Source organism: Streptomyces sp. SPB074 (genome assembly GCF_000154905.1).
In the GTDB taxonomy this organism is placed as follows: Bacteria; Actinomycetota; Actinomycetes; order Streptomycetales; family Streptomycetaceae; genus Streptomyces.
In genome coordinates, this window is the sequence record NZ_GG770539.1 from 3,865,343 (window position 1) to 3,882,260 (window position 16,918).

The following is a 16,918-nucleotide window of genomic DNA, read 5'->3' on the forward strand; positions in this document are numbered from 1 at the left end:
GCACCACCCCCAAGCCCCCTCCCGCCGCGCCCTCGCCCGTCTCGCCCTCGCCGCTCCCGCCGCCGCGATCGTCGGTCCCGTTCTCGCCGGGTGCGGGACCTCTTCCGGGGTGCCGTCCAAGAGCACTGCGCTTCGGGTCATGGCCATCAATCACGTCTGGTCGCAGGCCATCAAGAAGCGGTTGCCCGAGATCGAGGAGCGGATCGGGCGCCGGGTGGCCGTGCAGATGCTCACCGCCGATCAGCTCGCCTCCAGCTACAACGTCAAGCTCAACGCCTCCGGCACCGACGTGGACGTCATGATGGTCCGCGCGCTCCAGGAGCAGCTCGTCTTCGGGCACAACCGGTGGCTCGTGGATCTCACCCCACGGGTCAGGGCGGAGCGCCGGTTCGCGTGGCGGGACTTCCAGGAGTCCGCCAGGGAGGTGTCCGTCAACGGCGGGGAGATCCTGAGCGTGCCCGTCGTCACCGAACGTCCCGTCCTCTACTACCGCAAGGACCTCGTCGGCGGCCGGCCGCCCGCCACCCTGGACGAGTTGTACGCCACCGCCCGCGAACTCACCCGCAAGGACGACAACTTCTTCGGGTACGTCGGGCGCGGGCAGCGCAACGGGGCCGTCTCGCAGTGGTCGAGTTTCCTGTACTCGCACGGCGGTGACTTCCTCAAGGGCGGGCGTTCCGCGATCGGTTCGCCCCAGTCGCTCGCCGCGTACCGCTTCTACGGGAAACTGCTCCACGACGCGGGCCCGCCCGGCGCGACGAACATGAGCCTGGAGCAGGCCATGCCGATCTTCGCGCAGGGCAAGGCCGCGTTCTACATCGACGCCGACGCGATCTACAGCAGCTTCCTGGACCCGAAGGTCTCGACCGTCCGCGACAAGGTCGGCTTCGCGGCCTTCCCCGCCGGGCCGGCCGGGCCGCGCCCGCACAACATCCCGTCCTGGAGCCTCGGCATCAACGCCTTCTCCCGGCTCCAGGACGACGCCTGGGAGTTCATCGCCTGGGCGGCGAGCGAGGAGATGGTCGCCGCCGTGCAGAAGGGCGGGATCCCCGGGGCCCGTACCTCGGCCTGGCAGGACCCCCGTACCCTCGCCGCCTTCCCCGACGACCTCGCCGAGGCCATGCGCCTCAACGCCGCGCGCGGCGTCGGCTACGACCGGCCGCGCGTGCTCCAGGTCAGCCGCGCCCGCGACATCGTGGGCCGCCCGATCGTCGCCGGGATTCTCGGGCGGCCCGTCGAGGGCGTCGTACGGGACGCGGACGCCGAGTTCGCCGACTTCCTCGTCCGCGACAACCGCCACAAGGAGGCGTGATGACCGCCGACGTCATGACCCCGGTCCGGCCGGAGAAGGCCGAACGGCCTGCCAAGCAGCGGACGTTCGAGCAAACCAACCGGCGGCTGCGGTGGCTGATGCTCGCCCCGGCGCTCGTCTTCGTCGCCGCGATGATCGTCTTTCCGCTGCTCTACACGCTGAACCTGAGCTTCACCGACGCCTTCGGCGCGGTCAACGCGCCCAGCAAGCACATCGGTTGGCAGAACTTCGCCGACGCGCTCGGGGACACGCGCCGCTTCTGGCCCGCCGCCGGGCGCACCGCCGTCTTCACCGTCGGCGCCGTCGTCCTGGAGACCGTCTTCGGGCTCGCCGTCGCGATGCTGCTCCGCAAGCCGTTCCGCGGCCAACGCTGGGTCCGTACGGTCCTGTTGATACCGCTGCTCACGACCCCGGTCGCCATCGGCATCCTGTGGCTGCTCATCCTCGACCCCACCAACGGCATCGCGAACCACCTGCTCACCGAAGTCGGCCTGCCGCGGCAGGAGTTCCTGGGCTCGGTCGGGCAGTCGCTGCCGACGCTCATGCTCATCGACGTGTGGCAGTGGACGCCGATGATGACGCTGCTCCTGCTCGCCGGGCTCAGCACGCTGCCCGAGGAGCCCGAGGAGGCCGCGCGCGTGGACGGCGCGACCGGCTGGCAGCGCTTCCGGCTCGTCGTCCTGCCGATGCTCCTGCCCACGCTCGGAACGGCGCTCGTCCTGCGCGCGGTGGACGCGCTCAAGACCTTCGACCTGCTCTACGCGACGAAGGGGCCCGGCGGCGGCTCCGACTTCGAGGCCGAGACCCTCAACGTCTACGCCTACGGGCTGACCTTCGACTACCAGGAATACGGGCTCGCCGCCGCCGTCCTCGTCCTGTTCACGCTCTTCATCATCGGCGTCGTCCTGCTGCTGCGCCGCTCCGGGAAGGAGTCCGCCGCATGAGCGCCCCCACCACGATCGCCGCGGCACCGGCGGCCGCCGCCGCGCCGGCCGACCCGCTCCTCGCCCGCCGCCTGCGCCGGGCCCGCCTGGGCAGGACGCTCAAGGCCGTCGCGATCGTCGTCGTGATGCTCGTCTTCCTGCTGCCGATGGTGTGGATGTTCGCCGCGGCCTTCAAAACGAACGTGCAGGTCACGAACCCCTCGGTGGGCCTGTGGTTCAAGCCGACGCTGGAGAACTTCCGCAGCGTCCTGGAAGCGGGGACGCTGCTGCGCTCGATGGGGAACTCGGTCCTGGTCGGCGTCGTGTCCACGCTGCTGTCCGCGCTCCTCGCCGTGCCCGCCGCCTGGGCCGTGGGGCGGTTCGACATGCGGCGCACGGGCTCCCTCGTGCTCGTGGCGCGGATCGTGCCCGCCGTCTCGCTCCTCGTCCCCTGGTACTACCTCTTCGCGCGGGCCGGGCTCGTCGGCAGCTACACCGTGCTCGTCCTGAGCCACATGTTCGCCGCCGTGCCGCTCATCCTGTGGATCATGACCGGGTTCTTCGCCGGTCTGCCCGTCGAGCTGGAGGAGGCGGCGCGTACGGACGGGCTCTCGGCCTTCGGGGCGTTCTGGCGCATCAGCCTGCCGCTCGCCGCCCCCGGCACCGCGACGGCCTGTCTGCTCGCCTTCGTCTTCAGCTGGAACAACTTCATGTTCTCGCTGGTCTTCGCCGACGAGAACACCCAGACCGTGCCGGTGACCCTCTACAACTTCATCTCCTACGCCAGCACCGACTGGGGCGGGCTCATGGCGGCGGCGACGCTCATAACCGTCCCCGTGCTGCTCGCCGCGGTACTCGGCCAGAAGTACCTCGTCGCGGGGCTGACCTCCGGCGCCACGAAGGGCTGACCCGGCCGTTCCGGCTCCGCGCGGAGCCGGTGACACGAGAAAGAGAACACGCATGAAGATCGTCTCCGCCGAGGTCGTCGTCACCTCGCCCGGCCGCAACTTCGTCACCTTGAAGATCACCACCGACGAGGGCCTGACGGGACTCGGCGACGCGACCCTCAACGGCCGCGAGCTGGCCGTGGTCTCCTACCTGCGCGACCACGTCGCCCCGCTCCTGCTCGGCCGCGACCCGCACCGTATCGAGGACACGTGGCAGTACCTCTACCGGGGCGCGTACTGGCGGCGCGGGCCCGTCACGATGGCCGCCATCGCCGCCGTGGACACGGCGCTGTGGGACATCAAGGGCAAGGCGGCGGGGCTGCCGCTCTACCAGCTCCTCGGCGGCGCGAGCCGCGAGAAGGTCATGACGTACGGGCACGCGAGCGGCCGGGACATTCCCGAACTCCTGGACGCCGTACGGGAGAAGCTGGCCCTCGGCTACCCGGCGATCCGGGTGCAGACCGGCATTCCGGGGCTCAAGGCGGTGTACGGGGTCGGCGGCGCCGAGGCGGGTACGGGCCCCGACGGGCACCCGCGCCCGCTCGTCGAGGACTGGGACACCGCCGCGTACCTGCGGCACCTGCCGGGCGTCGTGGAGGCCGTACGGGCCGAGTTCGGCGCCGAGTTGCCGCTGCTGCACGACGCGCACCACCGGCTCACGCCGCTCCAGGCGGCACGGCTTGGCAAGGACCTGGAGCCGTACCGGATGTTCTGGCTGGAGGACTGCACCCCGGCCGAGAACCAGGAGGCGCTGAAGCTGGTACGGCAGCACACCACGACCCCGCTCGCGATCGGCGAGGTCTTCAACTCGCTCCACGACTACCAGTACCTCTTGACCCACCAGCTCATCGACTACGTGCGTTCGGCCGTCACGCACTTCGGCGGCGTGACGCCGCTGCGGCGGCTGTTCGACCTCGCGGGCCAGTACCAGATCAAGTCGGCCATCCACGGACCCGAGGACATCTCGCCCGTCGGCATGGCGGCGGGCATCCACCTCGACCTGGCCCTCCACAACTTCGGCATCCAGGAGTACAGCGGCTACACGGAGACGACCCACCGCGTCTTCCGCCACGCGTACACCTTCACCGACGGCCACCTCCACCCGGGCGAGGCCCCGGGCCTGGGCGTCGAGCTGGACGAGGAGCTGGCCGCCGCGCACCCGTACGAAGCGGCCTACCTGCCGGTGAACCGCTTGCGGGACGGCACGGTTCACGACTGGTGAGCCCGCGCGGGGGCGGGTGAGCGTGGCAAGGTGGAGGTGCAGAGGTGCGTACGGGGTCCTCGCCCGCACCGGAACCGTGTGCGACCTCCAACGGTGACCGGCCCCGTACCACCGGCCCGCCCGGCGGACCGGGCACGCGCGCTCGCGAGGGCGGGCGCGCGGAAGGGGCGGACCACGGCGTGCAGGCCGTGATCCGCCCCTTCTCCCTTTCAGGCGCGCGGTGTTCAGGTCACCATCGGTACCAGCGACCACGCTTGCCGCCGGCTCCGGCGGTGCGGAACAGGAAGCCGAGCAGCCAGACGACGAGGACGACGGCCGCGATGATCCACAGGATCTTGACGGCGAATCCGACGCCGAAGAGGACCAGCGCGAGCAGAAGAACGAGAAGCAGGGGAACCACGATTATCAACCTCCGCTGCTCCGAGTGCCCCTCCCCGGGGCATGTACACCACAGCTCCGGTTCGTGATCTTTTCGAGACCCGCCGACCGTGGTGACCTGGTGCGGGGTCGCGCGGGGCGGGGGGCGGGGCGGGTGAGGACGTGGGCGGTGGTGTGCGGAATTGGTCCAGACGAATGTATTGACGGACTCCCGGGGCGCTTCTTAAATCAACTGCGTCAACAGGTGAACGGAGCAAGCCCTTTCAGGCGGCGGCGGGTTCATGTTGTGTTCACTGGCATGAACGCGACACATTTCCGCCCCGGTACGGGCACATCGCCAGGCACCGCCCGCACCGCCCGCTCCACCCGCACCGCCCAGCTTCACCGCTCCACCCGCTTCACCCAGCCTCACCGCCCCACCCAGCCTCACCGCCCCACCCGCTTCACCCAGCCTCACCGCCCCACCCAGCCTCACCGCTCCATCCGCACCATCGCGCGACCCCCACCCCACCGCCCCCACGGAAGCGATGTGATGCCCCATGCGCGCTTCGCGCACCCCCGACCGGCGCCGCAGATCCCCTGCCCGGCGCCCCCGATCCCTGGCGCTGCTCGCCGCCGCCGCGTGTCTCGGCTTCGCCGCTTTGACACCCGCCGCCGCGCAGGCCGCCGACCCCGACGCCGTATCCGCGAAGCCCGCCGCCGCGGCGGCGGCGACCTTCACCGACGACTTCAACGGCCCGGCCGGGTCCGGGGTCGACGGCTCGAAGTGGCTTCTGGAGACGGGCGACAACGTCAACAACCACGAGCGGCAGTACTACACCTCGGGTACCAACAACGCGGCCCTCGACGGCCAGGGCCACCTGGTGATCACCGCGAAGAAGGAGAACCCGGGCAACTACAACTGCTGGTACGGGCGGTGCGAGTACACGTCCGCGCGGCTCAACACCTCCGGCCGTTTCACCTCGCAGTACGGGCACGTCGAGGCCCGGATGAAGCTGCCGCGCGGCCAGGGCATGTGGCCCGCGTTCTGGATGCTCGGCGACGACATCGGCTCGGTCGGCTGGCCCAACTCGGGCGAGATCGACATCATGGAGAACGTCGGCTTCGAGCCGAACACCGTGCACGGCACGATCCACGGCCCCGGCTACTCCGGCTCGGGCGGCATCGGCGCGGGCTACTCGCTGCCGGGCGGCGCGGCCTTCGCGGACGGTTTCCACACCTTCGCGATCGACTGGAGCCCCAACTCGATCAAGTGGTCCGTGGACGGGAACGTCTACCAGACCCGTACCCCCGCCGACCTCGGCGGACGGCAGTGGGCGTTCAACAAGCCGTTCTTCATCATCCTCAACCTCGCGGTCGGCGGCTACTGGCCAGGTGACCCGAACGGCTCCACGCAGTTCCCGCAGCAACTCGTCGTGGACTACGTGCACGTGAGCACCGACGGCGGCGGCACGACCCCGCCGGCCGGCGGGAAGACGATCAAGGGCCTCGGCGGCAAGTGCCTCGACGCGGCGGCGGCGAGCAGCGCGAACGGCACGGCCGTCCAGCTCTACGACTGCAACGGCTCGAACGCCCAGTCGTGGACGGTCGGCGGGGACGGCACCCTCCGCGTTCTCGGCAAGTGCCTGGACGTGCCGAGCGGTTCGACGGCCAACGGGGCGAAGCTCCAGCTGTGGGACTGCAACGGCTCCGGCGCCCAGCAGTGGACCGTTACCGCCGCCAAGGACATCGTGAACCCCCAGGCGGACAAGTGCGTGGACGCCACCGACAATTCCTCGGCCAATGGGACCCGCGCGCAGCTGTGGACCTGCTCGGGCACCGCCAACCAGAAGTGGACCGTTTCATGACCCCGATCTCCCTGCGCCGCGCCTTCACCTCGCGCCGCGCCCGGCTCCTGCCCGTGCTCATCGCGCCCGCCCTCGCCCTCGGTGTCGTGCAGGCCCCGAACGCGGTGGCCGACACGGGCACGATCACCGGTCTGGGTGGCAAGTGTCTCGACGTCGCGGCGGCGAGCAGCGCGAACGGCACGGCCGTGCAGATGTACGACTGCAACGGGACCACCGCGCAGCGGTGGAACGTCGGCTCGGACGGCACGATCCGCGCGCTGGGCAAGTGCCTGGACGTGGCGAGCGGTTCGACGGCGAACGGGGCGAAGCTCCAGCTGTGGGACTGCAACGGCTCCGGCGCCCAGCAGTGGAGCGTCAGCGCCGCGAAGGACCTCGTCAACCCGCAGGCGAACAAGTGCGCCGACGTGCAGGACAAGAGCACGGCGAACGGCGCGCGGGTCCAGCTGTGGACGTGCACGGGCACGTCCAACCAGAAGTGGAACGCGCCCTCCGGGGGCGGCGGGACGAACCCGCCGGCCGGGGGCGCGCCTGCCGCGGTCGCCCCGTACCTCTACAACGGCTGGGGCAACCCGCCGAGCCCGACGACGGTCATGAACGCGACCGGCGTGAAGTGGTTCACGCTCGCGTTCGTGCTCTCCAACGGCACGTGCAACCCGCAGTGGGACGGCGGCCGTCCGCTGACGGGCGGGGTGGACCAGCAGACGATCAGCACGGTCCGCGCCAACGGCGGGGACGTCGTGCCGTCCTTCGGCGGCTGGAGCGGCAACAAGCTGGAGCAGTCCTGCACGAGCGCGAGCGCGCTCGCCGGGGCGTACCAGAAGGTCATCAGCGCGTACGGCCTCAAGGCGATCGACATCGACATCGAGGCGGAGGCGTACGACAGCGGGACGGTGCAGCAGCGCACCGTCGACGCGCTCAAGACCGTCAAGGCCAACAACCCGGGCCTCAAGGTGTTCGTCACGATGGGGACGGGCCAGAACGGCCCCGACACGAGCCTCATCAACCGCGCGGCCAACTCCGGCCTCACGGTGGACGCCTGGACGATCATGCCGTTCAACTTCGGTGGCAACGGCCAGAACATGGGCACGCTGACGACGCGGGCGTCCGAGGGGCTCAAGAACTCCCTCAAGGCGGCCTACGGTTACAGCGACGACCAGGCGTACCGCCTCATGGGCATCTCGTCCATGAACGGCACGACGGACGTGGGCGAGACGATCACGGTCGCGGACTTCCGCACCATGACGGCGTACGCGCAGCAGCACCACCTGGCCCGGCTGACCTTCTGGTCGGTCAACCGCGACCGCCCCTGCACGGGCGGCGGCGCCGACACGTGCTCGGGAGTCCCGCAGAGCAACTGGGAGTTCACGAAGGCCCTGGCGGCGTACACGGGCTGAGCCCGCACCGGCCCGGGGGCCCGCCAGGCGCCCCCGGGCCGGTAAGGACCACCTGTACGGGGCGGGAGCCGCGCGTCACGCACGCGACTCCCGCCCCGCACGGCGTCCTCCGCTGTGCACGATCCAGCCGTGCGCGCGCAGGCCCTCCGCCACGCGGCGGCCCGGGTTTCGGTCCAGGAAGAACTCAGGCGGCAAGGCGCACCACGGCCCGGCAGAGTTCGTCCACCTGCTCGGGTGCCATGCCGAAGTCGTACGCGATGTCCTCCACGCTCTCACCGGCCTCCCACAAATCGGTGAGGGTCTTGACCGCCACGCGGTTGGCCGCGACGACGGGCAGGCCGTGACCGAAGCGCGGGTCGATGACGACGGGGACGGATTCGGGGTACTGCCTGAGCCGCAGGCTGTAGGGGAAGTCGTCGTCCGGCGCCCAGTTCAGGTAGCGCAGGTAGTCGGAGACGACCTCGTGGATCGGGGCCTGGCCGTCGCGGGCCCGGCGCAGGTCCCCGAGGCCGTGTTCCACGAAGATGTCCACGCCGTCCGTGGCGATCCGCCGGGACACCAGGCCGTACGGGGTGCCGTACGCCTCGCGCCCGCCGCCGCGTCCCTGATCTCGCTCATGCGCAGGCCGAGCGTGCGCAGCGAGCGGAGCACGTGCGCCTCGGCCACGGCGATGAAGGGCACGGACGGCTGTCCCTTCCTGGGCGGCTCGGCCTGGTGGACCAGCGGTGTTCCGGCCGCTGTGCCGTGCAGCCACGAGGTCAGCGTCGACTGCGGGATCTCCAGATAGGACGCCGTCTCCTTCGGGGTCAGGAGTCCGTCGGTGAATCTGTCGGCCACGCGGGCCTCCTTCGGGGCGTGGGCGTGGGCCCAGCCTTCCACCTGGTGGCTTTTCGTACACCGGCGGATTTCCTATGCCGCCGCACCCAGGCGCGGGGTCGTGCGGCAGTCGCGGCAGTGGCCCGGGGTGGGGGCGCGGAAGACGCGGTCGCAGGTGTCGCAGGTCTGGAAGGGGTGGGGGCGCGGGGGACGGGGGTCCGGGGTGCGACGGGGTGGTGCGGGGAGGGGGGTGTCCTTGAGGCGGAAGGCCAGGAGGGCGGCCGGGCGGGTGAGGAAGTGCGCCGGGAGTCCCGTCGTCAGGGTGTCCGCGACCCGTGCGCGGTCCATGCCCGTCGCCAGCCAGCGGCTGACGGCCGGGGCGAGACCGGCGGCCTCGCGCTCCGAGAGGACCAGCCTCGGGTCCAGGCGGCGCGGCGAGGTCAGGACGGCCAGGGCCTCGGGGGCGATACCGGCGAGGGGCAGGGGCGCTCGGGGGTGGGCGGGCGGCGGTGCGTCCGCCGGTGCGGGGCCCGATACGGGTGCGGGGCCCGGTGCCGGGGTCGGTGCGGGTGCCTCGGCCGGGTTCGGGGGGCGTACGGCTTCCTGGGGGTTCGGGGTGCGCGCGGGCTGCGGGAGTTTCGGGGCGGGGGGCCGCTTTCGCGCGGCTGCGCCCGGGACGTCGTGCACGTACGTGCAGGTGCGGAACCGGCCCGTCGGGAGCCGGACGCGGCGGCGCTCGACGTAGCCCTCCGCCTCCAGTTCCCGCAGCGCGCGGGAGATCAGGATCTCGCCCTCCGTGAAGTGCGCGCACAGCGCGGCGATCGAGACGCGGGCGCCGTCCGGCAGCGAGAGGATGTAGGCCGCCACGCCCACCGTGACCGCGCTGCCCGGCCGTTGGGCCAGGGCGTTCGACAGCACCGTGAAATCGGCTGTCATCCGGGTGCGGACGTGGGTCACTCCGGCAGGGGGCGAAGTGTGCGGAGAAGCGCCGGAATCGGCGCATGAGGGCGCGTTAGACTGCGTCTCATCCATCGGGAAGCCGTTTTCTTCCTGAGTGGTCAGGCCCTCGATCGGGATGCCAGTCCCGGCCGGGGGCCGAACTATGTGGGTGCTTGTGGCGGTGAACGTAGCCGCCCGCACACAGAGCGTGCAAGCGGCTCACCCGGACGGGTGGCGGGCGATGGGCGGTTGACCGCCCGGCCCCCCGCCCGGCCACCCGCCCTCCCGCTCCGCCTCCGCCGCCCCGGTCGTTCCTCGCGCCACCGCCGCCTCAAGCCACTACCTCGCCCCACCGGTTCGTGTCGCCGCCCCCTGCGCCGTCGCCCGCGTCGCCCGTGCGGAGGGTGGGTGGGTGGGAGTTCTTTCCCCCGTTTCTTTCAAGGAGTCCGCGCCGCACCGGTACCCGGTCCGCCCGGTACCGGCCGGCGAGGGGTACCCCTCCCGGGGGCCGGGGGGCGGTGCGCCGGAGGCACGTGAACGGGTCGCGCGTCCGCGTGTATACGTCAGGTATCGATTCGCGGAAGAGCTTGTGGCACGGGGCGCAATGCGCGTAGACAAGCGGCCGATACCATCGCTCTCGCGAAAGGCGCCTCCATGCGGAAGTCCCTCAAAGCGGCCGGTCTCACCGCCGCCTGCGCCCTCGCCGGCACCCTCGTCTACGGGGTCGGCGCGGCCGGTGCGCAGGGCAACGCGCCGCACGCCGGTCACGAGCCGCAGAACATCGGGCTCCTGACGAAGCAGATCGACGCCTACTACGGTGCCGAGCAGCAGGCGGACGGCACGTGGACCGCCTCGGCCCGCAGCGACTACGCCAAGGACCTCGCGCGGATCGAGAAGGGCGCGAAGGCCGACATCCGCAGGGCCGCGCAGCGCTACGGTCACGGGCACCACCACCACGGCGCCAAGCCCGCGATCGTCCTCGACATCGACGACACCGCGCTCCTCAGCTTCGACTACGAGCGCCGCACCAACTACGTCTACAACGACGCCACCTGGAACGCCTACGTGGACCAGGCGAACCGCCCCGCCGTCTTCGGGATGCCCGGCCTCGTCAACTACGCGCGCAAGCAGGGCGTCGAGGTCTTCTTCCTCACCGGCCTGAGCGAACCGCAGCGCGCGGGCGCCGAGAAGAACCTCGCGAAGACCGGCTACGACGTGCCGCTCGACGCGAAGCACCTCTTCCTCAAGAACAAGGCGAACCCGCCGTCCTACCTCAAGAACTGCGCCACGGCGACGAGCTGGACCTGCACGACCGTCGAGTACAAGGCGGGCACGCGCAAGCACATCGAGTCCCAGGGCTACCGCCTCGTCGGCAACTTCGGCGACCAGCAGTCCGACCTCACGGGCGGCTACGCGGACAAGGGCTACAAGCTGCCGAACCCCACGTACTTCGTGGAGTAGGAGCAGCCGGTCGGCACGGCGCGAGGGGGCCGGTCGCGGCGGGTGTCAGCGCCCCGCCTCGTCCGGTTCCCAGCCCCGCGCGCGCAGCACCGCCGCGATGTCGGGGGCGCGGTAGTGCGGGCCCTTCATGACCTTGCCGTCCGCGCGGCGCACCGGGGAGCCGTCGGGGCCGAGTTTCGACATGTTCGCGCGGTGCACCTCGGCGAGCACGGCGTCGAGGTCGATGCCATGGGTCAGGGCGGTGCCGTACGTGACGTAGACGAGGTCGGCGAGTTCCTGCGCGAAGTGCGCGAGTGCCCCCGCGTCGTCCGCGAGTTCGCCCGCCGCCTCGTCCGCCTCGGCGAACTCCTCCGCGAGCAGCGCCCGCCGCAGCGCCGCCGTCGCCTCGTCCACCCGCCCCGGCGTCTCCCGCACGACCAGCCCGAAAGCGGAGTGGAAGGCACGGAGGTGCGCGGCGGGGGAGGGGACCGGGGCGGGGGGCGCCGGTACGGCGGCGTCCGGGGCGGCGGGGAAGTCGGGCATGGGACGAGCCTATCGGCCGTACGGGGGAGGGCGCGGACCCGCCGGAGGGGGAGGACGGCGGGCGTCTCGTACCGGGGACCGCTGGAGCCTCGCGGCCCGCACGCCGGACGGCTGGGAGACGCGGTACGTGCTGTCGGCCACGCCCACGCCGCCCATCGACCGCGAGGTCGCCGACTGGTACGTCGCGACCCACCCCCGCTCCCCCTTCACCCGCCGCCTCGTCGCCCAGCGCACCGCCCCGGGGGCGCACTACGCCCTGCTCGGCGAGCCGCCCGTGAACGGCACGACGGAGACGGCCGAGCCGACGACGACGTACCCCGACGGGCGGAGCGAGCGGCGGAGGGTGACGGGGCGGGGGGACGTGGCGGCGGTGCTGCGGGAGGTGATCGGGGTGGGGGACGTGGAGTGAGCGGGGGCGGGCGGGCTTCGCGGGGGGCGCGCGCTCAGGCTTCGGTGCCCGTGGACGTCCCCACGTACCGCGCGTGCGTGAAGGGGGAGACCTCGCGCCAGCCGACCGCCGCGTAGAGCTTGCGGCCCTCGGGGGTGCAGGCGAGGACCGCGCGTTCGGCCCCGGCCGCGCGGGCGGCGGCGTGCAGGTGGCGCATGACGTACGAGCCGAGGCCGCGCCGCTGGTGCGCCCCGGCCGTCTCGATCTGGTCGACGGTGGCCGAGGCGCCGCACACGCCGGTCTGGCCGCGCGCGGCGAACTCGCCCGTGGCGGTCGTCAGGAGGACGCGCGTGACGTCGGCGCGGGTCCAGCGGGTGAGGCGGTAGCCGTCCGGGGCGGGGCCGGGCGCGGTGTCCCGGGCGTCCAGGTCCCTGACCATGAACCAGTCGTCCCCGGGGAAGCACTCCCAGCCCGGCGCGAACCAGGGCACGACGCGCGCCGGGTCGGCGACGAGCTTGAGCTGGGTGCCGAGCCCCTGCGGAGCCGCCGTCACGGCCCGTACGTCCGCCTCGCGGACCTGCGCGCCGATCCCGCCGAAGACGTGCCGGCCGACGTGCTTCTCCTGGCCGACCGTGACCCACCAGCCCCAGGGGCGCGGCTCGGGCGGCGCGGCGGCCCGGGAGACGGCCCAGCCGTGGACCCACTCCCGTACGTACGCGGCGCCGGTGAGGCCGTCGGCTCGGGCCGCCCCCGCCTCCGCGCGCCCGCCCGTGTCCGCCTCCGCCTGTGTGCCCGTGCTCGTCATGACGCTCCTCCTGGAGTCCTCGCCACCCACTCGGTAATGACCGGAGCACGCTAGCACCCCTTACCCTTCTCTGCTGTGGGATTCCGCACCTCCCGGTCGCAGGAATGAACTCCGCCATTCGGCGCACCCGTACAGGCGGAAGCGATCAGAAGTGGATGTACTCCTCGGAAGGGGACGTCCGTACGCCGCCGCGGCAGCGGTGCGCGCGCGGCCGGCATCCCGTAATCCGAGTGGAAGGTGCGTGCGGATGGCGACGAGCCCCCAGCCGGCGACGGCGGCCGGTGGTCCCAAGGGGAAGGCGGTCGGCGTCTCGATCGCGGCGGCGGTCGGCGGCTTCCTCTTCGGCTTCGACTCCTCGGTCATCAACGGCGCCGTCGACGCCCTCGGTGACCACTTTCATCTCGGTGACTTCCTGAGCGGTTTCGTCGTGTCGATCGCGCTGCTCGGCTGCGCGGTGGGCGCCTGGTACGCGGGGCGGCTCGCGGACAGCTGGGGCCGACGGCGCGTCATGCTGCTCGGCTCGGTCATGTTCATCATCAGCTCGGTCGGTTCCGGTCTCGCCTTCTCGGTGCCGGACCTGCTGGTGTGGCGCGTGATCGGCGGCCTGGGGATCGGCATCGCCTCCGTCATCGCCCCCGCGTACATCGCCGAGGTCGCCCCCGCCGCCGAGCGCGGCATCCTCGGCTCGCTCCAGCAGCTCGCGATCACGATCGGTCAGCTCGTCGTGCTCAGCTCGAACAAGGGGCTCGCGGGCGCGGCGGGCGGCTCCTCGCAGGATCTGTGGCTCGGTCTCCAGGCATGGCGGTGGATGTTCCTGGTGGGCGTGATCCCCGCGGCGGTGTACGGGATTCTCGCGCTGAGCATCCCCGAGTCCCCGCGCTACCTCGTCCTCAAGGGCAAGGACGCGGAGGCCGCGGGCGTGCTGGAACGCGTCTCGGGTGCCAGCGACGGCCGCTCCAAGGTCCAGCAGATCCGCGAGACGCTTCGCAAGGAACCGAAGGCGACCTTCAAGGACGTGCGCGGGGCCCGGCTGGGGCTGCACCCGCTCGTGTGGGTCGGTATCGCGCTCGCCGCGTTCCAGCAGCTCGTCGGCATCAACGCGATCTTCTACTACTCGACCACGCTCTGGAAGTCGGTCGGTTTCTCGGAGTCCAGCTCCTTCACGACCTCGGTCATCACGGCCGGGATCAACGTCGTCATGACGGTCGTCTCGATGTTCTTCGTGGACAAGGTCGGCCGCCGCAGGCTGCTCCTGATCGGTTCGATCGGCATGTTCTGCGCGCTGCTCCTGACGTCGATCGCCTTCTCGCAGCAGCAGGGCTCCGGCAAGAACGTCACCCTCCCCGATCCCTACGGGCCGCTCGCCCTCATCGGCGCCAACGCGTTCGTCGTCTTCTTCGCGCTCTCGTGGGGCCCGGTCATGTGGGTCATGCTCGGCGAGATGTTCCCGAACCGGATGCGGGCCATGGCGCTGGCGCTCTCGACGGCGGCGAACTGGATCTTCAACTTCATCGTGACGTTCTCGTTCGAGCCGCTGACGCGGAACGTGGGCCTGTCCTGGCTCTACGGGGCCTTCGCCTTCTTCGCGATCGTCAGTTTCTTCTTCGTCCTCGGGAAGGTGCCGGAGACGAAGAACCGCGAGCTGGAGGACATGACGGGCGAGACGCACCAGCGGGTCGCGCGGCAGCCGAGGCGCGGGACCTGAGCCCGGCGGAACGGGCGGGACGAGGGCCCCGGGGGGTTTCCCCCGGGGCCCTCGCGTGTTTCGCGGCGCCGGAGGCTCAGGGCATCGTGCGCTCACTGCCCCGGGCGCTCACGGCCCGGGACGCTCACCGCCCCGGGCGCTCGTGGCCCCGGCCTTTCGCGGTCTCAGGCGTTCGCGGTCAGCCCGTACTTGGCCTTCGCGGCCTCGGAGACGGGGGTGAAGAAGTTGACGAGGTTGCCGTCGGGGTCGCGGACGAGGCAGGAACGGTTCCCCCACGGCATCGTGGTGGGCTCGGCGACGATCTCGGTGCCGGACAGGGTGGCGCGGAGCCCGTCCACGCTGGGCACGCGGAACTCGATGATCACGCTCTCGTTCGCGCCGGGGCGGCAGGCTCCGGGGGCGAAGGCGGCGAGGGTCCGGGCGTGGGCGAGGGCGAGGCTGCCGTGCGGGGTGTGCACCTCGGCGAAGTCCTCGGTGGCCCACACGGCCCGCGCGCCGGTGGCCCGCTCGTAGAAGGCGGCGAGGCGGGCCACGTCGGAGGTGATGATGCGGAGCGAGACGAAATCCATGGCGGTCCTCAGGGGTGCTCGGGCGGTACGTGTGCGGGCCGCGCCCCCCGCCGGTTGGCGGGGGAGGCGCGACTCCCGGCACGGTAGGCGGGGAAGCGGACAGGGCCGGTCCGCTATGGCGGGCCGCAGGAAAGGCGCTCCCATGGCCCGCTCCGCCGCTGTTCAAACCACCCGTAAGCATGGGATTCATCACGCCACACTGTTGGTAGTCATGTGAGTGCGGGGAGTTACTACCGTCCCCCTGCTCCCCGCACCGCGTACCGTCCGTCCCGCCCGCGAGCCCGCTCTCCTCCACCGTCCGCCCTCCCGCCCCGCCGGCCACCCCCCCAGGCTTTTTTGTGGCGGAGGCGGGCGCAGGGCTCGCGGGGCAGGGGCGGGCGGTGCGGCAGGGACGTACCGCCCCCGAGGCCCGTGGCGCCAGGGCCCGTGGCGGCTCGGGCGCGGGTTCGGCTCAGGCACGGGTTCGGCTCAGGCGCGGGTGGCGAAGGGGCCGGTCCCGGTGAAGGCCGCCGCCGCGAAGTGTTCGGCGATGCGGAGGTGGGACGCGGGGGAGGGGTGGAGTTCGTCGGGGAGGGGATCGGCCGCGTAGTCCCGCGCCCCGTACAGCTCCGTGCCGTCGAGGTAGTGCAGGTGCGGATCGCTCGTGGCGCGGCTCGCGACCACGCGGGCCATCTCCTCGCGGATGGTCCGCAGGGTCAGCCTGCCGGCCGGGACCCCGGCGGGGTCGCCGGTCGCGCGGAAGCGGAGCCGGCCCTCGGCCAGGGCGGCCGGGTCGAAGGCGGCCGGGCCGGGGGTGTCCTCGTGGAGGGGGCAGTGCAGGGCCGGGATCACGAGGAGCGGCGTCTCGGGGTGGCCCTCGCGGACCGTGTCGAGGAAGCCGTGCAGGGCCGGGCCGAACGCGCGCAGCCGCATGAGGTCCGCGTTGACGAGGTTGATGCCGAATTTGAGACTGAGGAGGTCGGCGGGGGTGTCCCTGAGCGCACGGGCGGTGAACGGGTCGAGGAGGGCCCCGCCGCCGAAACCGAGGTTGACGAGGTCCACGCCCGCGAGCGCGGCGGCCCGCGCGGGCCACGTCGTGCTGGGGCTCGCGGCGTCCGAGCCGTGGCTCACCGAACTCCCGTGGTGCACCTACACCCTGCGTCCCCGCGCGGGCAGCGGCTCCACCGGGGCGTTCGCGCGCAGCGCGACGAGTTCGGTCGTCTCCTGGTGCGGCAGCCAGATCTCCACGTCCTTCTCGCGCGCGTCGAGCCCGGTGAAGCGGAGCGTGCCGGGGGCCGCGCCGGGCCGGGGCTCGCCGCGCCCGGTCGCGAGATCGATGACGAGGGTCCGTCCGCCGGGGACGCTGCCGCTCGCGGTCAGCTCACCGTCCACGAGCAGGTCGTAGACGCCGTCGGGGCGCGGGGGCGCGCCCGGGTAGACGCGTTTGGTGGGCAGGGTGTCCAGCTCCAGGACGGTCGCGGCGGTGCGCAGCGCGAGCCGCACCCCGGAGGGCTGGCCCTCGGCCATCGCGAGCTGGGGATCGGTGTTCTGGACCCGCGCGGCGGCGGGGAGCCGGTGCGGGAGCAGGCCGTGCGCGGTCGGTTCCAGTTCGAGCGCGCCACGGATCAGTTCGGGGGTGAGGGGGACGGTGGTGAGCATGGTGGTCCGGGATTTCTGGTGAGGGGGGTACGGGGGCGGGGCTCCGGCGCCG

Annotated in this window: 16 protein-coding genes and 1 pseudogene; 9 read left to right on the forward strand and 8 right to left on the reverse strand. The window is 72.1% G+C overall.

Features of this window, described 5'->3' with window-relative positions; translation table 11 throughout:
- From SSBG_RS16070 to manD, 4 genes are all read left to right on the forward strand, one after another.
- Positions 1 to 1,312, forward strand: a 1,312-nt coding sequence (locus tag SSBG_RS16070) for an ABC transporter substrate-binding protein (protein ID WP_234010555.1), incomplete at its 5' end; no start/stop codon positions are given.
- Positions 1,312 to 2,256 carry a carbohydrate ABC transporter permease gene (locus SSBG_RS16075; protein WP_008747147.1) on the forward strand — a complete coding sequence of 315 codons (945 nt, stop codon included), beginning with the start codon at positions 1,312 to 1,314 and terminating at the stop codon, positions 2,254 to 2,256. The genes SSBG_RS16070 and SSBG_RS16075, both read left to right, overlap by 1 nt.
- Positions 2,253 to 3,143, forward strand: coding sequence for a carbohydrate ABC transporter permease (locus SSBG_RS16080; RefSeq protein ID WP_037869912.1), 891 nt, complete (start codon positions 2,253 to 2,255; stop codon positions 3,141 to 3,143). The genes SSBG_RS16075 and SSBG_RS16080 overlap by 4 nt, the downstream gene beginning before the upstream one ends.
- 52 nt (positions 3,144 to 3,195) lie before the next feature.
- The gene (gene manD / locus SSBG_RS16085; protein WP_008747149.1) at positions 3,196 to 4,404 is read left to right on the forward strand and encodes a D-mannonate dehydratase ManD; all 1,209 of its coding nucleotides are present in this window, start codon (positions 3,196 to 3,198) and stop codon (positions 4,402 to 4,404) included.
- A gap of 229 nt (positions 4,405 to 4,633) precedes the next feature.
- On the opposite strand, the gene SSBG_RS16090 is transcribed toward manD, so the two are convergent.
- The gene (locus SSBG_RS16090) at positions 4,634 to 4,804 is read right to left on the reverse strand and encodes a DUF5670 family protein (protein ID WP_037869914.1); all 171 of its coding nucleotides are present in this window, start codon (positions 4,802 to 4,804) and stop codon (positions 4,634 to 4,636) included.
- A 517-nt stretch (positions 4,805 to 5,321) separates the two neighbouring features.
- Here SSBG_RS16090 and SSBG_RS16095 point away from each other — a divergent pair.
- Together SSBG_RS16095 and SSBG_RS16100 are read left to right on the forward strand one after the other, a co-directional pair.
- Positions 5,322 to 6,629 carry a glycoside hydrolase family 16 protein gene (locus SSBG_RS16095; protein ID WP_008747151.1) on the forward strand — a complete coding sequence of 436 codons (1,308 nt, stop codon included), beginning with the start codon at positions 5,322 to 5,324 and terminating at the stop codon, positions 6,627 to 6,629.
- A complete protein-coding gene (locus tag SSBG_RS16100) occupies positions 6,626 to 8,023 on the forward strand; it encodes a chitinase (RefSeq protein ID WP_008747152.1) in 1,398 nt (465 codons plus the stop codon). The genes SSBG_RS16095 and SSBG_RS16100 overlap by 4 nt, the downstream gene beginning before the upstream one ends.
- 184 nt (positions 8,024 to 8,207) lie before the next feature.
- Here SSBG_RS16100 and SSBG_RS34805 read toward each other — a convergent pair whose 3' ends face one another.
- Genes SSBG_RS34805 through SSBG_RS16110 form a run of 3 tightly spaced genes read right to left on the reverse strand, consistent with a single transcriptional unit; the run spans position 8,208 to position 9,871 of the window.
- Positions 8,208 to 8,543: a DUF433 domain-containing protein gene (locus SSBG_RS34805; RefSeq protein ID WP_234010556.1), complete on the reverse strand. Its 336-nt coding sequence runs from the start codon at positions 8,541 to 8,543 to the stop codon at positions 8,208 to 8,210.
- Positions 8,456 to 8,902, reverse strand: a complete 447-nt coding sequence (locus tag SSBG_RS35815) for a hypothetical protein (RefSeq protein ID WP_324603543.1) — start codon at positions 8,900 to 8,902, stop codon at positions 8,456 to 8,458. Before SSBG_RS35815 ends, SSBG_RS34805 begins: the two co-directional genes overlap by 88 nt.
- Before the next feature lie 30 nt (positions 8,903 to 8,932).
- Positions 8,933 to 9,871, reverse strand: coding sequence for a translation initiation factor IF-2 (locus tag SSBG_RS16110; RefSeq protein ID WP_199781375.1), 939 nt, complete (start codon positions 9,869 to 9,871; stop codon positions 8,933 to 8,935).
- A 561-nt stretch (positions 9,872 to 10,432) separates the two neighbouring features.
- Between SSBG_RS16110 and SSBG_RS16115 the strand changes: the two genes are divergently transcribed.
- Positions 10,433 to 11,239, forward strand: coding sequence for an HAD family acid phosphatase (locus SSBG_RS16115; protein WP_008747156.1), 807 nt, complete (start codon positions 10,433 to 10,435; stop codon positions 11,237 to 11,239).
- A 45-nt stretch (positions 11,240 to 11,284) separates the two neighbouring features.
- On the opposite strand, the gene SSBG_RS16120 is transcribed toward SSBG_RS16115, so the two are convergent.
- The gene (locus SSBG_RS16120; protein ID WP_008747157.1) at positions 11,285 to 11,761 is read right to left on the reverse strand and encodes a hypothetical protein; all 477 of its coding nucleotides are present in this window, start codon (positions 11,759 to 11,761) and stop codon (positions 11,285 to 11,287) included.
- Here SSBG_RS16120 and SSBG_RS16125 point away from each other — a divergent pair.
- Positions 11,760 to 12,170 carry an arylamine N-acetyltransferase gene (locus SSBG_RS16125; RefSeq protein WP_008747158.1) on the forward strand — a complete coding sequence of 137 codons (411 nt, stop codon included), beginning with the start codon at positions 11,760 to 11,762 and terminating at the stop codon, positions 12,168 to 12,170. The genes SSBG_RS16120 and SSBG_RS16125 overlap by 2 nt on opposite strands.
- A 34-nt stretch (positions 12,171 to 12,204) precedes the next feature.
- Here the strand turns inward: SSBG_RS16125 and SSBG_RS16130 are convergent, their stop codons facing one another.
- A complete protein-coding gene (locus SSBG_RS16130) occupies positions 12,205 to 12,954 on the reverse strand; it encodes a GNAT family N-acetyltransferase (protein WP_008747159.1) in 750 nt (249 codons plus the stop codon).
- Positions 12,955 to 13,201: 247 nt separating this feature from the next.
- On the opposite strand from SSBG_RS16130, the gene SSBG_RS16135 reads away from it, so the two are divergent.
- Positions 13,202 to 14,659, forward strand: coding sequence for a sugar porter family MFS transporter (locus SSBG_RS16135; RefSeq protein ID WP_008747160.1), 1,458 nt, complete (start codon positions 13,202 to 13,204; stop codon positions 14,657 to 14,659).
- Between the two features lie 164 nt (positions 14,660 to 14,823).
- Here the strand turns inward: SSBG_RS16135 and SSBG_RS16140 are convergent, their stop codons facing one another.
- Positions 14,824 to 15,228, reverse strand: coding sequence for a VOC family protein (locus SSBG_RS16140; protein WP_037869917.1), 405 nt, complete (start codon positions 15,226 to 15,228; stop codon positions 14,824 to 14,826).
- A gap of 468 nt (positions 15,229 to 15,696) precedes the next feature.
- Positions 15,697 to 16,866 (reverse strand): annotated as a pseudogene (locus SSBG_RS16145) (GDSL-type esterase/lipase family protein).
- Positions 16,867 to 16,918: the final 52 nt, after the last annotated feature.